21 protein-coding genes and 1 pseudogene are annotated in these 14,952 nt (G+C 52.2%); all 22 read left to right on the top strand.

What is annotated here, in order from left to right; translation table 11 throughout:
- Window positions 1–231 precede the first annotated feature (231 nt).
- The 22 genes and pseudogenes from B5F07_RS03655 (at window position 232) to B5F07_RS03755 (ending at window position 14,937) form a co-directional block, all read left to right on the top strand.
- On the top strand, window positions 232–513 hold the full coding sequence (locus tag B5F07_RS03655) for a VRR-NUC domain-containing protein (RefSeq protein WP_087159915.1): 282 nt from the start codon (window positions 232–234) through the stop codon (window positions 511–513).
- Window positions 494–1,870, top strand: coding sequence for a DEAD/DEAH box helicase (locus B5F07_RS03660; RefSeq protein WP_087159916.1), 1,377 nt, complete (start codon window positions 494–496; stop codon window positions 1,868–1,870). The genes B5F07_RS03655 and B5F07_RS03660 overlap by 20 nt, the downstream gene beginning before the upstream one ends.
- Window positions 1,854–2,099: a hypothetical protein gene (locus B5F07_RS03665; protein ID WP_087159917.1), complete on the top strand. Its 246-nt coding sequence runs from the start codon at window positions 1,854–1,856 to the stop codon at window positions 2,097–2,099. The genes B5F07_RS03660 and B5F07_RS03665 overlap by 17 nt, the downstream gene beginning before the upstream one ends.
- A 58-nt stretch (window positions 2,100–2,157) precedes the next feature.
- A complete protein-coding gene (locus B5F07_RS03670) occupies window positions 2,158–2,589 on the top strand; it encodes a hypothetical protein (RefSeq protein WP_087159918.1) in 432 nt (143 codons plus the stop codon).
- 117 nt (window positions 2,590–2,706) lie between these two features.
- Entirely contained in the window at window positions 2,707–3,066 is a 360-nt protein-coding gene (locus tag B5F07_RS03675) for an HNH endonuclease (protein WP_087159919.1), read from the top strand.
- 128 nt (window positions 3,067–3,194) lie between these two features.
- Window positions 3,195–3,737, top strand: a complete 543-nt coding sequence (locus B5F07_RS03680) for a P27 family phage terminase small subunit (protein ID WP_087159920.1) — start codon at window positions 3,195–3,197, stop codon at window positions 3,735–3,737.
- Window position 3,738: 1 nt separating this feature from the next.
- Window positions 3,739–4,155, top strand: a pseudogene (locus B5F07_RS03685) (ParB/Srx family N-terminal domain-containing protein); the annotation flags it as partial.
- A gap of 43 nt (window positions 4,156–4,198) precedes the next feature.
- Window positions 4,199–5,275 carry a DNA cytosine methyltransferase gene (locus B5F07_RS03690; RefSeq protein ID WP_087159922.1) on the top strand — a complete coding sequence of 359 codons (1,077 nt, stop codon included), beginning with the start codon at window positions 4,199–4,201 and terminating at the stop codon, window positions 5,273–5,275.
- Window positions 5,276–5,288: 13 nt separating this feature from the next.
- A complete protein-coding gene (locus B5F07_RS03695) occupies window positions 5,289–6,896 on the top strand; it encodes a terminase large subunit (RefSeq protein WP_087159923.1) in 1,608 nt (535 codons plus the stop codon).
- A gap of 77 nt (window positions 6,897–6,973) precedes the next feature.
- Complete coding sequence (locus B5F07_RS03700) at window positions 6,974–7,702, top strand: MerR family transcriptional regulator (RefSeq protein ID WP_087159924.1); 729 nt, start codon at window positions 6,974–6,976, stop codon at window positions 7,700–7,702.
- Window positions 7,703–7,789: 87 nt separating this feature from the next.
- Window positions 7,790–9,076, top strand: coding sequence for a phage portal protein (locus B5F07_RS03705; protein ID WP_140397981.1), 1,287 nt, complete (start codon window positions 7,790–7,792; stop codon window positions 9,074–9,076).
- Window positions 9,073–9,816 carry a head maturation protease, ClpP-related gene (locus B5F07_RS03710; protein ID WP_442911408.1) on the top strand — a complete coding sequence of 248 codons (744 nt, stop codon included), beginning with the start codon at window positions 9,073–9,075 and terminating at the stop codon, window positions 9,814–9,816. The genes B5F07_RS03705 and B5F07_RS03710 overlap by 4 nt, the downstream gene beginning before the upstream one ends.
- Before the next feature lie 15 nt (window positions 9,817–9,831).
- Window positions 9,832–11,043 (top strand): phage major capsid protein, encoded by a 1,212-nt coding sequence (locus tag B5F07_RS03715; protein WP_087159926.1) that lies wholly within the window; start codon window positions 9,832–9,834, stop codon window positions 11,041–11,043.
- 68 nt (window positions 11,044–11,111) lie between these two features.
- On the top strand, window positions 11,112–11,384 hold the full coding sequence (locus tag B5F07_RS03720) for a head-tail connector protein (protein ID WP_087159927.1): 273 nt from the start codon (window positions 11,112–11,114) through the stop codon (window positions 11,382–11,384).
- On the top strand, window positions 11,384–11,716 hold the full coding sequence (locus B5F07_RS03725; RefSeq protein WP_087159928.1) for a phage head closure protein: 333 nt from the start codon (window positions 11,384–11,386) through the stop codon (window positions 11,714–11,716). Before B5F07_RS03720 ends, B5F07_RS03725 begins: the two co-directional genes overlap by 1 nt.
- Before the next feature lie 2 nt (window positions 11,717–11,718).
- Window positions 11,719–12,102, top strand: a complete 384-nt coding sequence (locus tag B5F07_RS03730; protein WP_087159929.1) for an HK97 gp10 family phage protein — start codon at window positions 11,719–11,721, stop codon at window positions 12,100–12,102.
- Window positions 12,095–12,439 carry a hypothetical protein gene (locus tag B5F07_RS03735; RefSeq protein ID WP_087159930.1) on the top strand — a complete coding sequence of 115 codons (345 nt, stop codon included), beginning with the start codon at window positions 12,095–12,097 and terminating at the stop codon, window positions 12,437–12,439. Before B5F07_RS03730 ends, B5F07_RS03735 begins: the two co-directional genes overlap by 8 nt.
- 20 nt (window positions 12,440–12,459) lie before the next feature.
- Window positions 12,460–13,098, top strand: coding sequence for a major tail protein (locus B5F07_RS03740; RefSeq protein ID WP_087159931.1), 639 nt, complete (start codon window positions 12,460–12,462; stop codon window positions 13,096–13,098).
- Window positions 13,095–13,472, top strand: a complete 378-nt coding sequence (locus B5F07_RS03745) for a hypothetical protein (RefSeq protein ID WP_087159932.1) — start codon at window positions 13,095–13,097, stop codon at window positions 13,470–13,472. Before B5F07_RS03740 ends, B5F07_RS03745 begins: the two co-directional genes overlap by 4 nt.
- Entirely contained in the window at window positions 13,469–13,633 is a 165-nt protein-coding gene (locus B5F07_RS22785) for a hypothetical protein (RefSeq protein ID WP_166430228.1), read from the top strand. The genes B5F07_RS03745 and B5F07_RS22785 overlap by 4 nt, the downstream gene beginning before the upstream one ends.
- 92 nt (window positions 13,634–13,725) lie before the next feature.
- Window positions 13,726–14,352, top strand: coding sequence for a hypothetical protein (locus tag B5F07_RS03750; RefSeq protein ID WP_087159933.1), 627 nt, complete (start codon window positions 13,726–13,728; stop codon window positions 14,350–14,352).
- Between the two features lie 30 nt (window positions 14,353–14,382).
- Window positions 14,383–14,937: a hypothetical protein gene (locus tag B5F07_RS03755; RefSeq protein ID WP_087159934.1), complete on the top strand. Its 555-nt coding sequence runs from the start codon at window positions 14,383–14,385 to the stop codon at window positions 14,935–14,937.
- Window positions 14,938–14,952 lie beyond the last annotated feature (15 nt).

A 14,952-nucleotide genomic window follows, 5' to 3' on the forward strand; every position in this document is an offset into this window, starting at 1 on the left:
GACAATGGAACAGCGGATGGGAACGGAACCGATGCTTGTTCTGTTCCTAACGGCTGTTCCTGGAAAAAGCCTGATTTTACGGGCGGTTTTGAGGTGAAAAAGAACGGGAGAACATCTATTTCTTTATAGCACAAATAAATGGTGTTTTTTATAGAAATAAGGTGCGTACAGCGCGTATATATACGCGCGTAAGGGATTTTGGGTTCTGCTGTTCTGGAAATAGGAGGCTGTATGAGAGAGAAAACAGTGGAGCAGAAACTGGTAAAAGCGGTGAAGGCGGCAGGCGGGATCTGTCCCAAGTGGACAGCGCCTGGATTTGATGGCCTGCCGGATCGGATCGTTCTTTTACCGGGCGGGAGGATGGGCTTTGTGGAAGTAAAGGCTCCGGGGAAGAAAGCAAGGCTATTGCAGGAGTCAAGACATGAGCTGCTGCGGTCTTTGGGGTACCGGGTGTATGTGCTGGATGACCCGGGGCAGATTGGAGGGATCATTGATGAAATACGAACCGCATGATTACCAGGTTTACGCATCGGAATATATCAAAGAGCATGACGCGGCGGCGGTATTTTTGGAATGCGGGCTTGGAAAGACTTCCATTACGCTGACAGCGATCTGTGATCTGATGTTTGACAGCTTTGAGATCCATAAAGTGCTTATTATCGGCCCGATCAGAGTCGTAACCATGAGCTGGCCGGATGAGATTAAAAAGTGGGACCATACATCGGATTTTCGATACAGCGTGGCGGTGGGAACAGAGACTGAGCGGATGACGGCATTGGAAGCAAAGGCGGATATTTACCTGATCAACCGTGAGAACGTCCAGTGGCTGGTGGAAAAGAGCGGCCTGCCGTTTGATTATGACATGGTAGTTGTGGATGAATTGTCATCTTTTAAGAACTGGCAGGCAAAACGCTTTAAGGCATTGATGAAGGTGCGGCCGAAAGTGAAACGGATCGTGGGCTTGACCGGAACGCCTTCTTCCAACGGCCTGATGGACCTGTTTGCGGAATATAAGCTTTTGGATATGGGGCAGAGACTGGGAAGGTTTATCGGACAGTACCGGAACCGGTATTTCGTGCCGGATAAGACGAATGGGCATGTCGTATACAGCTATAAACTCCTTCCGGGAGCGGAAGAAGCGATCTATGACAGGATTTCTGATATCACGATCTCCATGAAATCAGCTGACCACCTGAAGATGCCGGAACTGGTGAATTCCAGATATATGGTACGTCTGGATGAACCGGAACTTGTAAAATATGAGCGGATGAAGCGGGATCTTCTTTTAAAGCTGCCGGACGGGGAAGTGACAGCCGCGAACGCAGCAGCGCTGTCCGGGAAGCTGTCCCAGATGGCAAACGGAGCGGTATATTCTGATGATGGCACTTATGAAACGATCCATGACCGAAAGCTGGATGCCCTGGAGGATATCATTGAGGCGGCGAACGGAAAGCCGGTCCTTGCGGCCTATTGGTACCAGCATGACCTGGAACGGATACAGGAAAGGCTTTCCGGACTTAAGATCGGCTGCGCCAGACTGGATAAAGAGCGGAATATCCGGCAGTGGAATGAGGGGGAAGTCCCTGTGGGGCTGATCCATCCGGCATCCGCCGGACACGGCCTGAACCTTCAGAGCGGCGGGAATATCCTGGTGTGGTTCGGGCTTACATGGAGCCTGGAACTGTACCAGCAGACGGTGGCGAGGCTTTGGCGGCAGGGACAGAAGGAGACGGTGTCCGTGATCCACATCCTTGCGGCGAAGACGATTGATGAGCAGATCATGCATGCGCTGGAAACAAAAGACCATACACAGAGTGCATTGATCGATGCTGTGAGAGCGGAGGTGATGGCAGGTGGCAGCAGTCAATAAGCAGACAGGGAATGCTTATGAGAATCTTGCGAACGCGATCATTGTGCAGGCGGCAGAGGATTACAGAGCAGCGCTGAAGAAAATAAAAGCGCACCCTAAAAACAAGGATGTCATAAATGAAGCTTTGCGGATTGAGCGCTTTTTCCGTTCCGGCTGGTATCAGTCACTGACTTCCGTGGATGGAGAATGTTTGATCCGCAGACTTCAGGCGGAGATAAGATCATCATAGTCAATCAAGGGAGGCAATCCGAGGGGAACTATTTACAGATTTCAATCGGAGGTGGCTTATGAACAGAAAGCAGCAGGAAGCAAAGAAGTATTTATCCCAGGCATTCGGGCTGAACCAGCGGATCGAAAGCAAGCTGAATCAGATTGAGGAACTTCATAATCTGGCGGCCAAGGTTACAGCGGCTTATTCAGATATGCCGAAGAGTCCGAACAGGGATGGTTCCAGAATGGAAGATACCGTCTGCAGGATCATAGACCTGGAATCAGAAATCAACCAGGATATGCTTCGGCTTGTGGAATTGAAGAAGGGAATTGTCCGCAGAATAAAAGCTGTGGACAATTCGGAACTACAGGTGGTATTGGAACTGCGGTATCTGTCCTATATGAGATGGGAAGAAATCGCGATTGAGCTTGGCTATGGCATTGATAATGTATTCCGGCTTCACAGGAAAGCCCTTGCGGAAATCAAAATTCCTGAAACAATACAGTAAAATCAAGTACATTACAGTATGCCTTTGTGATATTGTTAAGATGCGGAAAATAAAATGAGAGAGCCTTGAGGAAGCGATTCCCCAGGGCTTTCTTTATGCCCGAAGGAGGTGGGAGTATTGCCGAGAAAACCGAAACGGCCATGTTCCTGGCCGGGATGCCCGAACCTGACGGAGGGAAGGTTTTGTGAGGAACACCAGAAAGAAGAGAACCGCTGCTACGAGAAGTACGGCAGGGATCCTGCTGTACGCCGCAGATATGGACGGGCATGGAAACGGATCCGCGATAAGTACGCGTCGGAGCATCCGCTGTGTGAGCAGTGCCTGAAGGAAGGGCGGTATGTGAAGACCGAGGAGATCCACCATAAGCTGCCGCTGTCTCAGGGCGGCACCCATGAGCGGAGCAACCTGATCGCCCTGTGCCGGTCCTGCCATGCGAAGATCCATGCGGAGAACGGAGACCGCTGGCATAACCGGTGAAATTTCAGCCGAGGAGGGGCGGTCAAAATCTCTGTACCCTTTCTTCCGGGGAACGGTGCGGGGGTGTCGCGTACAAAAAATGGAAATCAAAGGGGGTATTGCCCCCGGAAAGGAAAGAGGTGAAGGTCATGGCCAGGGATGGTACCGGCCGGGGCGGCGCAAGAGTCGGCGCCGGAAGGAAAAAGAAAGCGCTGACCGACCGGATCAGCGACGGCGGCACGGCAATGGTCCTGGATCTGCCGGAGCCTTCGGAGATGTCTGGGGAAGAAATGCCGCCGGTGAAGGATTACCTGAAAGCGAAACAGAAAAGCGGAAAAAGTTTCTGCGCAGCAGAGGTGTATGAAGAGACTTGGAAATGGCTGAGGGAGCGGGGATGTGACCGGCTGGTCAATATCCAGCTGGTGGAGCAGTATGCGGTGTCCGTATCCCGGTGGATCCAGTGCGAGGAATGTATTTCGGAGTATGGCTTCCTTGCCAAACATCCCACCACAGGGAACGCCATCGCTTCCCCGTATGTTTCCATGTCCCAGCAGTATATGAAACAGGTCAACCAGATCTGGTATCAGATCTACCAGGTGGTGAAGGAAAACTGTTCGGTGGAGTGGCAGGGGTCTACGCCCCAGGATGATGTGATGGAGCGGCTGCTCCGGGCAAGAAATGGAGGAATGTGAGATGGAACATAAAATGCGGATGGTAGAGACCGCGAAGCTGGTGCCGTATATCAACAACGCAAGGACCCATTCCCCGGCGCAGATCGCGAAGCTGCGGGCATCGATCCGGGAATTCGGGTTCCTTAATCCGGTAATCATTGATGGGGACTGCGGAATTATCGCAGGGCATGGGCGTGTGCTGGCCGCACAGGAGGAAGGGATGGAAAAAGTTCCCTGTGTGCTGGCAGACCATCTGAGCGAAGCCCAGAAGAAAGCGTATATCCTGGCGGACAACCGTATGGCTATGGATGCCGGATGGGACGAGGAACTTCTGAGGATCGAGATTGAAAGCCTGCAGGGAGAGGACTTTGACGTATCCCTGACCGGCTTCCGCGAGGATGAGGTGACAGACCTGTTCGCAGTTCGGGAGGATCCGGACGATACGGGAAGCAATAAGGAGTATGACGAGGGGGAGTTTGGAGATGAGGAATTCGCACACGAATGTCCGAGATGCGGCTTTAAATTCAACTGACCACAGGTTCCCATGGAAATGGCGGCTGGATGACCTGAAGGACGTTCCAAAGAACGGAAGGACGGTATTCAGCTGTTTTTCCTGCGGCGGAGGCTCTTCCATGGGATATAAGCTTGCCGGGTATACGGTGCTGGGGAACTGCGAGATTGACCCGGAGATGATGAAGCTGTACAGACGGAACCATCATCCGAAATATCCGTATCTGATGGATATCCGGGAATTCAATCAGCTGCAGGTCTACCCGGAGGAATTAAGACATCTGGATATCCTGGACGGGTCGCCGCCCTGTTCCGTATTTTCCACTGCCGGGGACAGGGAGAAGGCATGGGGAAAGGAAAAGGCATTCCGGGAAGGGCAGAAGAAACAGCGGCTGGATGATCTGTTCCTGCATTTCATCCGGACAGCGGAGATTTTAAAGCCTAAGGCAGTGATCGCGGAAAATGTTTCCGGCCTGCTGAAAGGCAACGCCAGGGGCTATGTGAATGAACTGCTGAAAGCCTTTAAAGCGGCGGGCTATGTGACACAGATCTTCCTGCTGGACGCCCATACCATGGGGGTTCCGCAGAGGAGGAGACGTGTCTTTTTTATTGCCCATCGCAATGACCTGGACCTGCCGAAGCTGAAGCTGGATTTCCATGAGAAGCCGATCCGCTTCGGAGAAGTGCGGAGCGAACATGGGATTCCCTACCAGAAAGCGCTAATGACGGAGCTGGTGGCGAAAAGGAAGAAAGGGGATACCTGTTTCGCAGATATTTCCCTTAGGGAACGCGGAAAACTGTCCATGTTCAACAATGCTATTGTGGAAGACAGCCGGGTAGCGCCGACCAATACCGCCTGCGCGATTGTAACCAGGTTCTGTGACGGGGAAAAGTATTCCGTCCATGATTATGTGGCAACTCAGACGTTTCCGGAAGACTATGATTTCATGGATCAGGAAGTCAATTATGTCTGCGGGATGAGTGTGCCGCCGGTAATGATGGCGAACATTGCCAGTGAGGTGTACAGGCAGTGGCTGAAATACGTGTAAGGAGTTGGTTTATATGGGAATGCGGAAACTGAAAAAATATAAGCCGACGGAATTTAAGGCGAAGGACAGCCAATACTGCAAAGAAGCAGCAGACTTCGCGGTGGCTTTCATTGAGAGTCTGTGCCATACCAAGGGGACTTGGGCGGGAAAGCCATTTGAGCTGATTGACTGGCAGGAGCAGATCATCCGGGACCTGTTCGGGATCCTGAAGCCAAATGGATATCGGCAGTTTAATACCGCATACATTGAGATCCCCAAGAAACAGGGCAAATCTGAACTGGCTGCGGCGGTAGCCCTTCTGCTCTGCTGCGGCGATGGGGAGGAACGCGCGGAAGTGTATGGCTGTGCCGCTGACAGACAGCAGGCCTCCATTGTTTTTGAGGTGGCGGCGGATATGGTGCGGATGTGCCCGGCGCTGAACCGGCGGGTAAAGATCCTGGCTTCCCAGAAACGGATTATCTATCAGCCGACCAACAGTTTTTATCAGGTGCTGTCTGCGGAGGCCTACAGCAAGCATGGGTTTAATATTCATGGAGTTGTCTTTGATGAGCTGCATACCCAGACGAACCGGAAGCTGTTCGATGTTATGACAAAGGGTTCCGGCGATGCCAGGATGCAGCCTCTGTATTTCCTGATCACTACAGCAGGGACGGATACCAACTCTATCTGTTATGAGACGCATCAGAAGGCGAAGGACATTCTGGAAGGCCGGAAGATCGACCCGACCTTTTATCCGGTGATCTATGGGGCGGATGAGGGTGACGACTGGACTGACCCGAAGGTCTGGAAGAAGGCGAATCCGTCTCTGGACATCACGGTGGGGATGGACAAGGTGAAAGCGGCCTGCGAGTCGGCGAAGCAGAATCCGGGGGAAGAGAATTCCTTCCGGCAGCTGAGGCTGAACCAGTGGGTGAAGCAGGCGGTGCGCTGGATGCCGATGGAGAAATGGGATCAATGCGCTTTTGCTGTGAACGAAGAGGAACTGGAAGGGCGCGTCTGCTACGGCGGCCTGGATCTTTCCTCCACCACGGACATCACGGCATTTGTCCTGGTATTCCCGCCCCTGGATGAGGAAGATAAGTTCCAGCTGCTCCCGTATTTCTGGATTCCGGAAGAGACGCTGGACTTGCGGGTGCGCAGGGACCATGTTCCGTATGATGTGTGGGAACGGCAGGGCTTCCTGCAGACCACGGAGGGGAATGTGGTGCATTACGGATATATTGAGAAATTCATTGAGCGTCTGGGGGAACGGTTCAACATCCGGGAGATTGCTTTTGACCGGTGGGGCGCCGTGCAGATGGTCCAGAACCTGGAAGGCATGGGATTCACGGTGGTTCCCTTCGGTCAGGGATTTAAGGACATGTCGCCGCCTACCAAGGAGCTGATGAAGCTGACATTGGAGCAGAGAATCGCCCACGGCGGGCATCCGGTGCTGCGGTGGATGATGGACAACATCTTCATCCGTACCGATCCGGCGGGGAATATCAAGGCGGATAAGGAGAAGTCCACGGAGAAGATCGATGGAGCGATTGCGGCGATCATGGGGCTGGACCGGGCAATCCGGTGCGGGAATGATACCAGGGCATCGGTTTATGACAGCCGGGGAATTTTGTTCATATAGTTTATGAAAAAGGTATTGACCCTGACGTTATGTAATAGTTTATGCTATGATTACCACAGGAGAAAGAGGTGATCAGGATGATGACAGTACATGAGGTCAGCCAGATATCCGGAGTAAGTATCCGCGCTCTTCATCATTATGATAAGATTGGACTTCTGCCGGCCACAGAGGTTACGGACGCGGGATACCGCATGTATGACGATACAGCACTGGAAAGGCTGCAGCAGATACTCTTATTCAAAGAACTGCAGTTTACACTGAAAGAAATCAAGGCTATTCTGGACAGCCCCGATTTTGACCGGGGCAGGGTTTTGGAACAGCAGATTCAGTTGTTGGAACTCCGAAAAGAACACTTGCAGAATCTGATTGATCTTGCCCGTGGAATCAAAATGATTGGAGTGAAGCATATGAGCTTTGAGGCGTTTGATACAAGAAAGTTTGATGAATACGTCAGGCAGGCAAAGGCATCTTGGGGACAGACCGATGCCTATAAAGAGTATGAAAAGAAGTCCGTAGGACGGAGCAAGGAGGAACAGCATGTGCTTAATGTTCAGATGATGGAGATCTTTTCTGAGTTTGGAAAGATAAAAGAGCAGGATCCGGAGGGTGAGGCCGCAGTTGGTCTGGCAAAGAGACTGCAGGAATTTATTACAGAGCATTTTTATACCTGTACGGATAAGATATTGCTGGGTCTTGGAGCAATGTATGCGGGCGGCGGTGATTTGACAGTCAACATTGATAAAATTGGCGGAACCGGAACAGCAGAGTTTGCTGATAAGGCAATTCAGGCTTATTGTAAAAAATAGCAGCAGTGTATGAACAGCAGAGAACAGCATCTGTCGAAAAGGCAGGTGCTTTTCTTTTGTCATTTTTCAGAAAGGATGATGACGGTTATGGGATTTTTCAGCAGTTTATTCCGTTCTCGTGACAAGCCGTCTGACCGGACATCCGGCAGCGGCTATGCCTTCTTTATGGGAGGGAGCACATCCGGGAAGCGGGTGAATGAACGGACGGCCATGCAGATGACGGCGGTGTACTCCTGCGTGAGGATCCTGTCGGAGGCGGTGGCCAGCCTGCCATTACAATTCTATAGATATACCGATGATGGCGGGAAAGAGAAAGCGGTGGAACATCCGCTTTATTTTTTGCTCCATGACGAGCCGAACCCGGAGATGACATCCTTCGTGTTCCGGGAGACGCTGATGACGCACCTGCTTCTGTGGGGCAATGCCTACGCCCAGATCATCCGGAACGGAAGGGGCGAGGTGGTGGCCTTATATCCCCTGATGGCGGACCGGATGTATGTGGATCGGGATGACAAGGGGCAGCTGTACTACGAGTACACCCTGTATTCCGATGACGCGCCTACCATGAAGGGATCCATTGTCCGGCTGTCCCCTTATGAAGTGCTGCATATCCCTGGTCTGGGATTTGACGGGCTGGTGGGTTATTCGCCCATTGCTATGGCGAAGAACGCCATCGGCATGGCCATGGCCTGCGAGGAATACGGGGCGAAGTTTTTCGCCAACGGCGCGGCGCCCTCCGGGGTGCTGGAGCATCCGGGGACGATTAAAGATCCCAGCCGGGTGAGAGAAAGCTGGCAAAGGACCTTCGGAGGAAGCGGGAACGCCAACAAGGTGGCAGTGCTGGAGGAAGGGATGAAGTACACGCCCATTTCCATCTCGCCGGAGCAGGCGCAGTTTCTGGAAACCAGGAAGTTCCAGCTGGATGAGATCGCCCGGATTTTCCGGGTGCCGCCCCATATGATCGGGGATCTGGAAAAGTCGTCTTTCAACAACATCGAGCAGCAGTCCCTGGAATTTGTGAAATATACCCTGGATCCCTGGGTGTCCCGGTGGGAGCAGTCCATGGTGCGCTCGCTGCTGTCCAGGGAAGAGAAATCAAAGTATTTCATCAAGTTCAATGTGGACGGACTGCTCAGAGGGGACTACCAGAGCCGGATGAACGGATATGCCACGGCAAGGCAGAACGGCTGGATGAGCGCCAACGATATCCGGGAACTGGAAAACCTGGACCGGATCCCGGCGGAGCAGGGCGGGGATCTGTACCTGATCAACGGGAACATGACGAAGCTTGCGGATGCCGGGCTGTTTGGAACAGGCCAGCAGGGGATGCCTGCAGGGGCAGATGATTTTGCGGGGAAAGGAGTAGAGATCTGATGAAGAAGTTTTGGAACTGGAAAAGCAGGAAGATCCGGGATCAGGATTCCGGTGAGGAGAGGATTGAGAGGGTGCTGTTCCTGAATGGAACGATCGCGGAAGAGAGCTGGTATGACGATGAAGTCACGCCGGCTCATTTTAAGGAGGAGCTGATGGCGGGGAGCGGCGATATTACGGTATGGATCAACAGCCCCGGAGGGGACTGCGTGGCCGCGGCGCAGATTTACAACATGCTGATGGATTATAAGGGAAATGTCACGGTAAAGATCGATGGGATCGCGGCATCTGCCGCAAGCGTGATCGCCATGGCGGGCACAAAGGTATTGATTTCGCCGGTGGGGATGCTGATGATCCATAACCCGGCGACCATCGCCTGGGGGGATTCCGGGGAGATGCGGAAGGCCATTGAGATGCTGGAAAGCGTGAAGGATTCCATTATCAACGCTTATGAGATCAAGACCGGCCTGTCCCGGGCGAAGCTGTCCCACATGATGGACGCGGAGACCTGGATGGATGCCGGGAAAGCGGTGGAACTTGGCTTTGCTGATGAGATTCTGGGAAGGTCAGAACTGCCGGAGGACATGGAGCCGCCCGCGGTATCCATGCTTTATTCCGAAGCCGCCGCAGTCAATTCCTTAATGGATAAGATCACGGCAAAGTGCAGGACAAAACCGAAAACTGAACCGATGGGCCGCAGCGTAGACAGTCTCTACGAGCGGCTGAATTTATTGAAGAATTAGAAGGAGGACATGACCATGACGATTTTAGAGCTGAGAGAAAAGAGGGCGAAGGCGTGGGAGGCGGCGAAGGCGTTTCTGGATTCCCACAGGAATGAAAAAGGTGTGCTGTCTGCGGAGGATGACGCCGCCTATACCCGGATGGAGCAGGAGATCACGGACCTGGGGAAAGAGATCGCCCGGATGGAGCGGCAGGAAGCCTTTGAGAGGGAACTGTCCCAGCCGGTGAATACGCCCCTGACCGGACGTCCGGCATCCGGCGGCGCGGGAAAGGAAAAGACCGGGCGCGCTTCGGAGGAATACAGGACAAACTTCTGGAACGCTATGCGCTCCAAGGTGGCGCTTCCTGGCGTGGTCAACGCTTTGGAGGAAGGGACGGATTCCGAGGGCGGGTACCTGGTGCCGGATGAGTATGAGCGTACCCTGGTGGAAGCCCTGGAAGAGGAAAACGTGTTCCGCCAGCTGGCAAACGTGATCCGTACTTCCAGCGGCGACCGGAAGATCCCGGTGGTGGCAACCAAAGGGACGGCGTCCTGGATCGATGAGGAAGGGGCGTACACAGAGAGCGATGATTCCTTCGGGCAGGTATCCATCGGGGCTTATAAGGTGGGTACCATGATCAAGGTATCAGAGGAACTTCTCAATGACAGCGTCTTTGACCTGGAATCCTATATCGCGAAGGAGTTTGCAAGAAGGATCGGGGCGAAGGAGGAAGAGGCCTTCTTTACCGGGGACGGCTCCGGGAAGCCTCTGGGCGTTCTTGCTGCCACAGGCGGAGCGGAGACCGGGGTGACGGCGGCTTCCTCTACAGCCATTACGGCGGATGAGCTGATGGACCTGTTTTATTCCCTGAAATCCCCTTACCGGAAGAAGGCGGTATGGGTGCTGAATGACTCCACCATCAAGGCGGTGCGCAAGCTGAAGGATTCCACGGGGCAGTACCTTTGGCAGCCGTCCCTTATGGCCGGTATGCCGGACACTCTGCTTGGCAGGCCGGTGAAGACCTCCGCCTATATGCCGGTGATCGCGGCGGGGGCGAAGACCATTGCCTTCGGCGATTTCAGCTATTACTGGATCGCGGACCGGCAGGGACGTTCCTTCAAGCGGCTGAACGAACTGTACGCCGCCAACGGCCAGGTGGGCTTCCTTGGCTCCCAGAGAGTGGATGGAAAGCTGGTGCTGTCCGAGGCGGTGAAGGTGCTGGCGCAGAAATCAGGATCTTCCAGCTGATGGCCTGCGGACAGCTTCAGAGGGGTGTGACGGATTCACACCCCTCTGCCTGACGGGAGGTGAAGGCTATGGTGACGCTGCAGGAAATGAAAAACTATCTCCGGGTGGATGATGATGACGATGATGCTTTAATTGAAACTATCATAGCTTCGGCAGAACGGCAGTGCATGGATATCCTGCGTACGGACAGTGAGGAAGAACTGGCATCGGTTCAGAATGGGAAGACAGCCGTGATGTTCACCGCGGCATATTTGTATGAACACCGGGAGGAAGCCGACCACCATGCCCTGAACCTGACGCTTCGTGCCCTGCTCTTCGGCAGCCGGAAGGAGGCGTTCTGATGGAGATTGCTCTTCTGAATGTAAAAGTGACCTTCCAGAAGAATTCTGTGGTGTCGGATTCTATTGGGAACCGGAAGAATGTCTGGGAGGATTATTATACCTGCCATGCCACGGTCAGCGGAGAGAGCGGGCAGGAAAGGGTAGCCGCCGGATTGACGGTGGCGGAAGCCGACATTGCTTTTACCGTCCGTTTCTGCAAACGGGCGGCGGAGGTGACGGCGGACGGTTTCCGTATCCTGTTTCAAGGGGAGGTTTACAACATCGTAGCTGTGGACCACATGAACTATAAGAAGAAAGCGCTGAAGTTCCGGTGCGAGAAAGCGAGGCGGTGACCATGGGACAGACCGTGCAGATCGGGGAACTGGCGGACGCTGTTATGGAGACTTTGGAGGAATACGCGGATCTGGCTGCTGAGGATGTGAAACAGGCGGTCAGGGATGCCGGGGAGACGGTAAAAAAGGAGATCCGTGCCAACGCCCCAAAGGATACCGGGGACTACGCTAAAAGCTGGGCGGTGAAGAAAACGAAAGAAACTTCCGCCAGCCTGACATTGACCGTCCATTCCAAAAACCGCTACCAGCTGGCCCATCTGCTGGAGTATGGCCATGCAAAGCGGGGCGGCGGACGGGTGGAGGGCAAAGCCCATATCGCCCCGGCGGAGGAGAAGGGGATCCGGCAGCTGGAAGAAGAGATCGAAAGGAGCCTGAGGGATGGATAAACTTCTGGAAATTTTAAAAAGCGCCGGCTTTCCCTATGCCTATGACCATTTTGCGGAAGGGGAAGCGCCGGATCCGCCGTTTCTTTGTTACTTGCTGCCGGGGAGCGATAACTTTTCCGCGGATGGGAAAGTCTATTACCGGATCAGTGAGGTGCGGGTGGAATTATATACGGACCAGAAGGATTTAGCTGCGGAGAGAAAGCTGGAAGATGCTTTGGATGCCTGCGGTATTTTTTATGAGAAATCGGAGACCTGGATTGACAGCGAAAAGCTGTATGAAGTCCTGTATGTGTTTGAGATGCCGTCAGGGGAGGAAAGCGCAGGGCAGGACGGATAAAGAAATGGAGGGAGCAGGATATGTCTGCGAAGAAGAATAAGGTAAAATTTAATATCTGCAACGTGCATTACGCGCTGATTACAGTGGATGAGGACGGGGAGGTGACCTTTGGGACGCCGGTGGCTATGCCGGGAGCGGTATCCTTGTCTTTGGAGCCGAACGGCGAGCCGTCCAACTTTTATGCGGATGGATACGCCTACTATACAATCTCTAACAATATGGGCTATGAGGGGGATCTGGAACTGGCCATGGTGCCGGAGAGTTTCCGGACGGATGTGCTGAAGGAGTCTTTGGACGACAACAGCGTGCTGGTGGAGAGCGCCAACGTGGAGACGGCGAACTTTGCCCTGCTCTTTGAGTTTGACGGGGATGTAAAGAAGATCCGCCATGTGCTGTACAACTGCTCGGCGGCAAGGCCTAACATCGAGTCTACAACCAATGAGGAAGAGATTGAGGTACAGACGGAAACGCTGGCCATTACGGCGGCGCCCCTGGCTAATGGGTATGTGAAGGCCCGAACCGGGGACAGCACCACGGATACGGTCTATACGGGATGGTATACAGCAGTGTATCTGCCGGAGGTGACGCCGGATACCTCCGAGACACAGCAGTCCGGCCAGCAGGGGACAGATGATGAGACAGGAGGGGAGACCTTATGAGCATGAAACGGAATATCATGATTGACGGGCAGGAGGTCGCTTTTAAGGCCTCCGCCGCTATCCCCCGGATCTACCGGATGCGGTTCCACCGGGATATTTATAAGGATCTGCGGGATCTGGAAAAGGGGATTGACAAGAATGACCCGGAGAATTCCAACCTGGACCTGTTTTCCCTGGAAATGTTTGAGAACATCGCCTATGTGATGGCGAAGCACGCTGACCCGTCCATCCCGGATACGCCGGAGGAATGGCTGGATGGGTTCAACACCTTTTCCATCTATCAGGTGCTGCCCCAGATCATTGAACTGTGGGGGCTGAACACCCAGACGGATGTGCAGGCTAAAAAAAACTTCGCCCGACTGACCGGGAAATGACAACACCTCTGTTCCTCCTGCGGTGCGTGCAGCTGGGGCTGTCCATCCGGGACCTGGATCTGCTGACCATCGGGATGGTGAATGATATGTATGTGGAGAGCCGGAACGATGAGCATAAGTATGCGGTGGTGGCAACGCAGGAGGACTTCGATAGGTTCTGAATATTCATTGATGCGGCCTCTCTTTTTTGCTATACTCAGAGAGTAAAAAGAGAGGCCGTTTAGCAAAAAGCGTCGCCAAACAGGGAGATCAGATGGAAAATCATTCACGAAGTAAAAATTATTATGAATATTTGGCAAAGTATATTTTAGAAGAATTTTTGCCGCAGGATTTTTGCAATTTAACTATTTCGGATCGTCCTGATATAAAACAGTCAGATAAGACCGGGATAGAAGTTACAAGGACATTTATTGCGAATCAGGCCTATGCAGAAGGAATTTTTGAACAGATAAAAAATAAACAGCTGGGTGAGATTTCTCCCGTAAAAATATCCAAATTAGGTCGGTTAGGGTATAGGGTATTAGAGAATAAAGGAGTTGTTGCAGGAATCTGCCCGAGGGAAGCTTTTTGGGTAAACATTGAGCCGCTTAAAAAAGCGTTTTCTGAAAAGCTTAGAAAATTAAGGGATTACCAAACGGACAAAACCTATTTGTTTATTCACGCGCCGATGTTTGATTTATATGACGATGCGGATATCAGGGATTTTGCCGCATGGGCTGCTGAATTACAAAAAGATTATTCATATCAATATAGCAAGGTGTTTGTTTATCAAGTTACTCATTTGTCAATCTGCAGTTTGCAAGAAAAGCAAGTCACGACAATGAAACTGGACCAAAGTAAAGTACATTGGTGCTGCGAGCAAGCCGAAGCAAAGGCATAAAAATTTATATAGTAAAAAGGGGATAATTATATGCTTATGCGAATTATAGATGAAATGAAGAGGTCAATAGATAATGAATGCTTTATTGCGGCGCTGATGCTTGCGTTGTCAATACCTGATATCTGCGGTAAAGCGGAATATCCGGATACAGAAAAAATTGCTGTACGGTATATTAAATGGTATGATACCTATGTAGGAAAGTATGAAAAGCCATTGGATCCTTATGGCAGCGACATGCCTTATTCCAGCGGTGAACTAATATATAATTTAAGAAACTCAATGTTTCATCAAGGAACACCAAACATTGATGCGGGAAAAGTAAAAGAAGAGCGATGCAAGGTAGATGAATTCCGGCTCACCATCAGCGATGTTGCAGACGGAGGAACAAGCTGTGTTTCTTATGGACAAGGACTTAAGGTGCAGAAACGCGTTCTGGAGGTCAATATTGTAAATCTATGCAGTAAATTAAGTGCAGCTGCAAAAACTTACTACTCCACGAATAGGCATAAATTTGATTTCTTTAATTATGAGCTGCGAGATATAAGGTTTTCTTACAGCAGTTTATTTGAATACAAGAGTGAATAGTATTATTACTTTAAT

It is taken from the genome of Lachnoclostridium sp. An169, from assembly GCF_002160525.1.
In the GTDB taxonomy this organism is placed as follows: Bacteria; Bacillota; Clostridia; order Lachnospirales; family Lachnospiraceae; genus Mediterraneibacter; species Mediterraneibacter cottocaccae.

What these genes read in the sequence shown, in the direction of transcription:
- B5F07_RS03660 (WP_087159916.1), top strand. Translation starts at nt 494, where the DNA reads ATGAAATACGAACCGCATGATTACCAGGTTTACGCATCGGAATATATC.
- B5F07_RS22785 (WP_166430228.1), top strand. Translation starts at nt 13,469, where the DNA reads ATGACAACACCTCTGTTCCTCCTGCGGTGCGTGCAGCTGGGGCTGTCC.
- B5F07_RS03695 (WP_087159923.1), top strand. Translation starts at nt 5,289, where the DNA reads ATGGGAATGCGGAAACTGAAAAAATATAAGCCGACGGAATTTAAGGCG.
- B5F07_RS03750 (WP_087159933.1), top strand. Translation starts at nt 13,726, where the DNA reads ATGGAAAATCATTCACGAAGTAAAAATTATTATGAATATTTGGCAAAG.
- B5F07_RS03700 (WP_087159924.1), top strand. Translation starts at nt 6,974, where the DNA reads ATGATGACAGTACATGAGGTCAGCCAGATATCCGGAGTAAGTATCCGC.
- B5F07_RS03670 (WP_087159918.1), top strand. Translation starts at nt 2,158, where the DNA reads ATGAACAGAAAGCAGCAGGAAGCAAAGAAGTATTTATCCCAGGCATTC.
- B5F07_RS03690 (WP_087159922.1), top strand. Translation starts at nt 4,199, where the DNA reads ATGAGGAATTCGCACACGAATGTCCGAGATGCGGCTTTAAATTCAACT.
- B5F07_RS03730 (WP_087159929.1), top strand. Translation starts at nt 11,719, where the DNA reads ATGGGACAGACCGTGCAGATCGGGGAACTGGCGGACGCTGTTATGGAG.
- B5F07_RS03720 (WP_087159927.1), top strand. Translation starts at nt 11,112, where the DNA reads ATGGTGACGCTGCAGGAAATGAAAAACTATCTCCGGGTGGATGATGAT.
- B5F07_RS03745 (WP_087159932.1), top strand. Translation starts at nt 13,095, where the DNA reads ATGAGCATGAAACGGAATATCATGATTGACGGGCAGGAGGTCGCTTTT.
- B5F07_RS03705 (WP_140397981.1), top strand. Translation starts at nt 7,790, where the DNA reads ATGGGATTTTTCAGCAGTTTATTCCGTTCTCGTGACAAGCCGTCTGAC.
- B5F07_RS03655 (WP_087159915.1), top strand. Translation starts at nt 232, where the DNA reads ATGAGAGAGAAAACAGTGGAGCAGAAACTGGTAAAAGCGGTGAAGGCG.
- B5F07_RS03725 (WP_087159928.1), top strand. Translation starts at nt 11,384, where the DNA reads ATGGAGATTGCTCTTCTGAATGTAAAAGTGACCTTCCAGAAGAATTCT.
- B5F07_RS03715 (WP_087159926.1), top strand. Translation starts at nt 9,832, where the DNA reads ATGACGATTTTAGAGCTGAGAGAAAAGAGGGCGAAGGCGTGGGAGGCG.
- B5F07_RS03680 (WP_087159920.1), top strand. Translation starts at nt 3,195, where the DNA reads ATGGCCAGGGATGGTACCGGCCGGGGCGGCGCAAGAGTCGGCGCCGGA.
- B5F07_RS03735 (WP_087159930.1), top strand. Translation starts at nt 12,095, where the DNA reads ATGGATAAACTTCTGGAAATTTTAAAAAGCGCCGGCTTTCCCTATGCC.
- B5F07_RS03740 (WP_087159931.1), top strand. Translation starts at nt 12,460, where the DNA reads ATGTCTGCGAAGAAGAATAAGGTAAAATTTAATATCTGCAACGTGCAT.
- B5F07_RS03755 (WP_087159934.1), top strand. Translation starts at nt 14,383, where the DNA reads ATGCTTATGCGAATTATAGATGAAATGAAGAGGTCAATAGATAATGAA.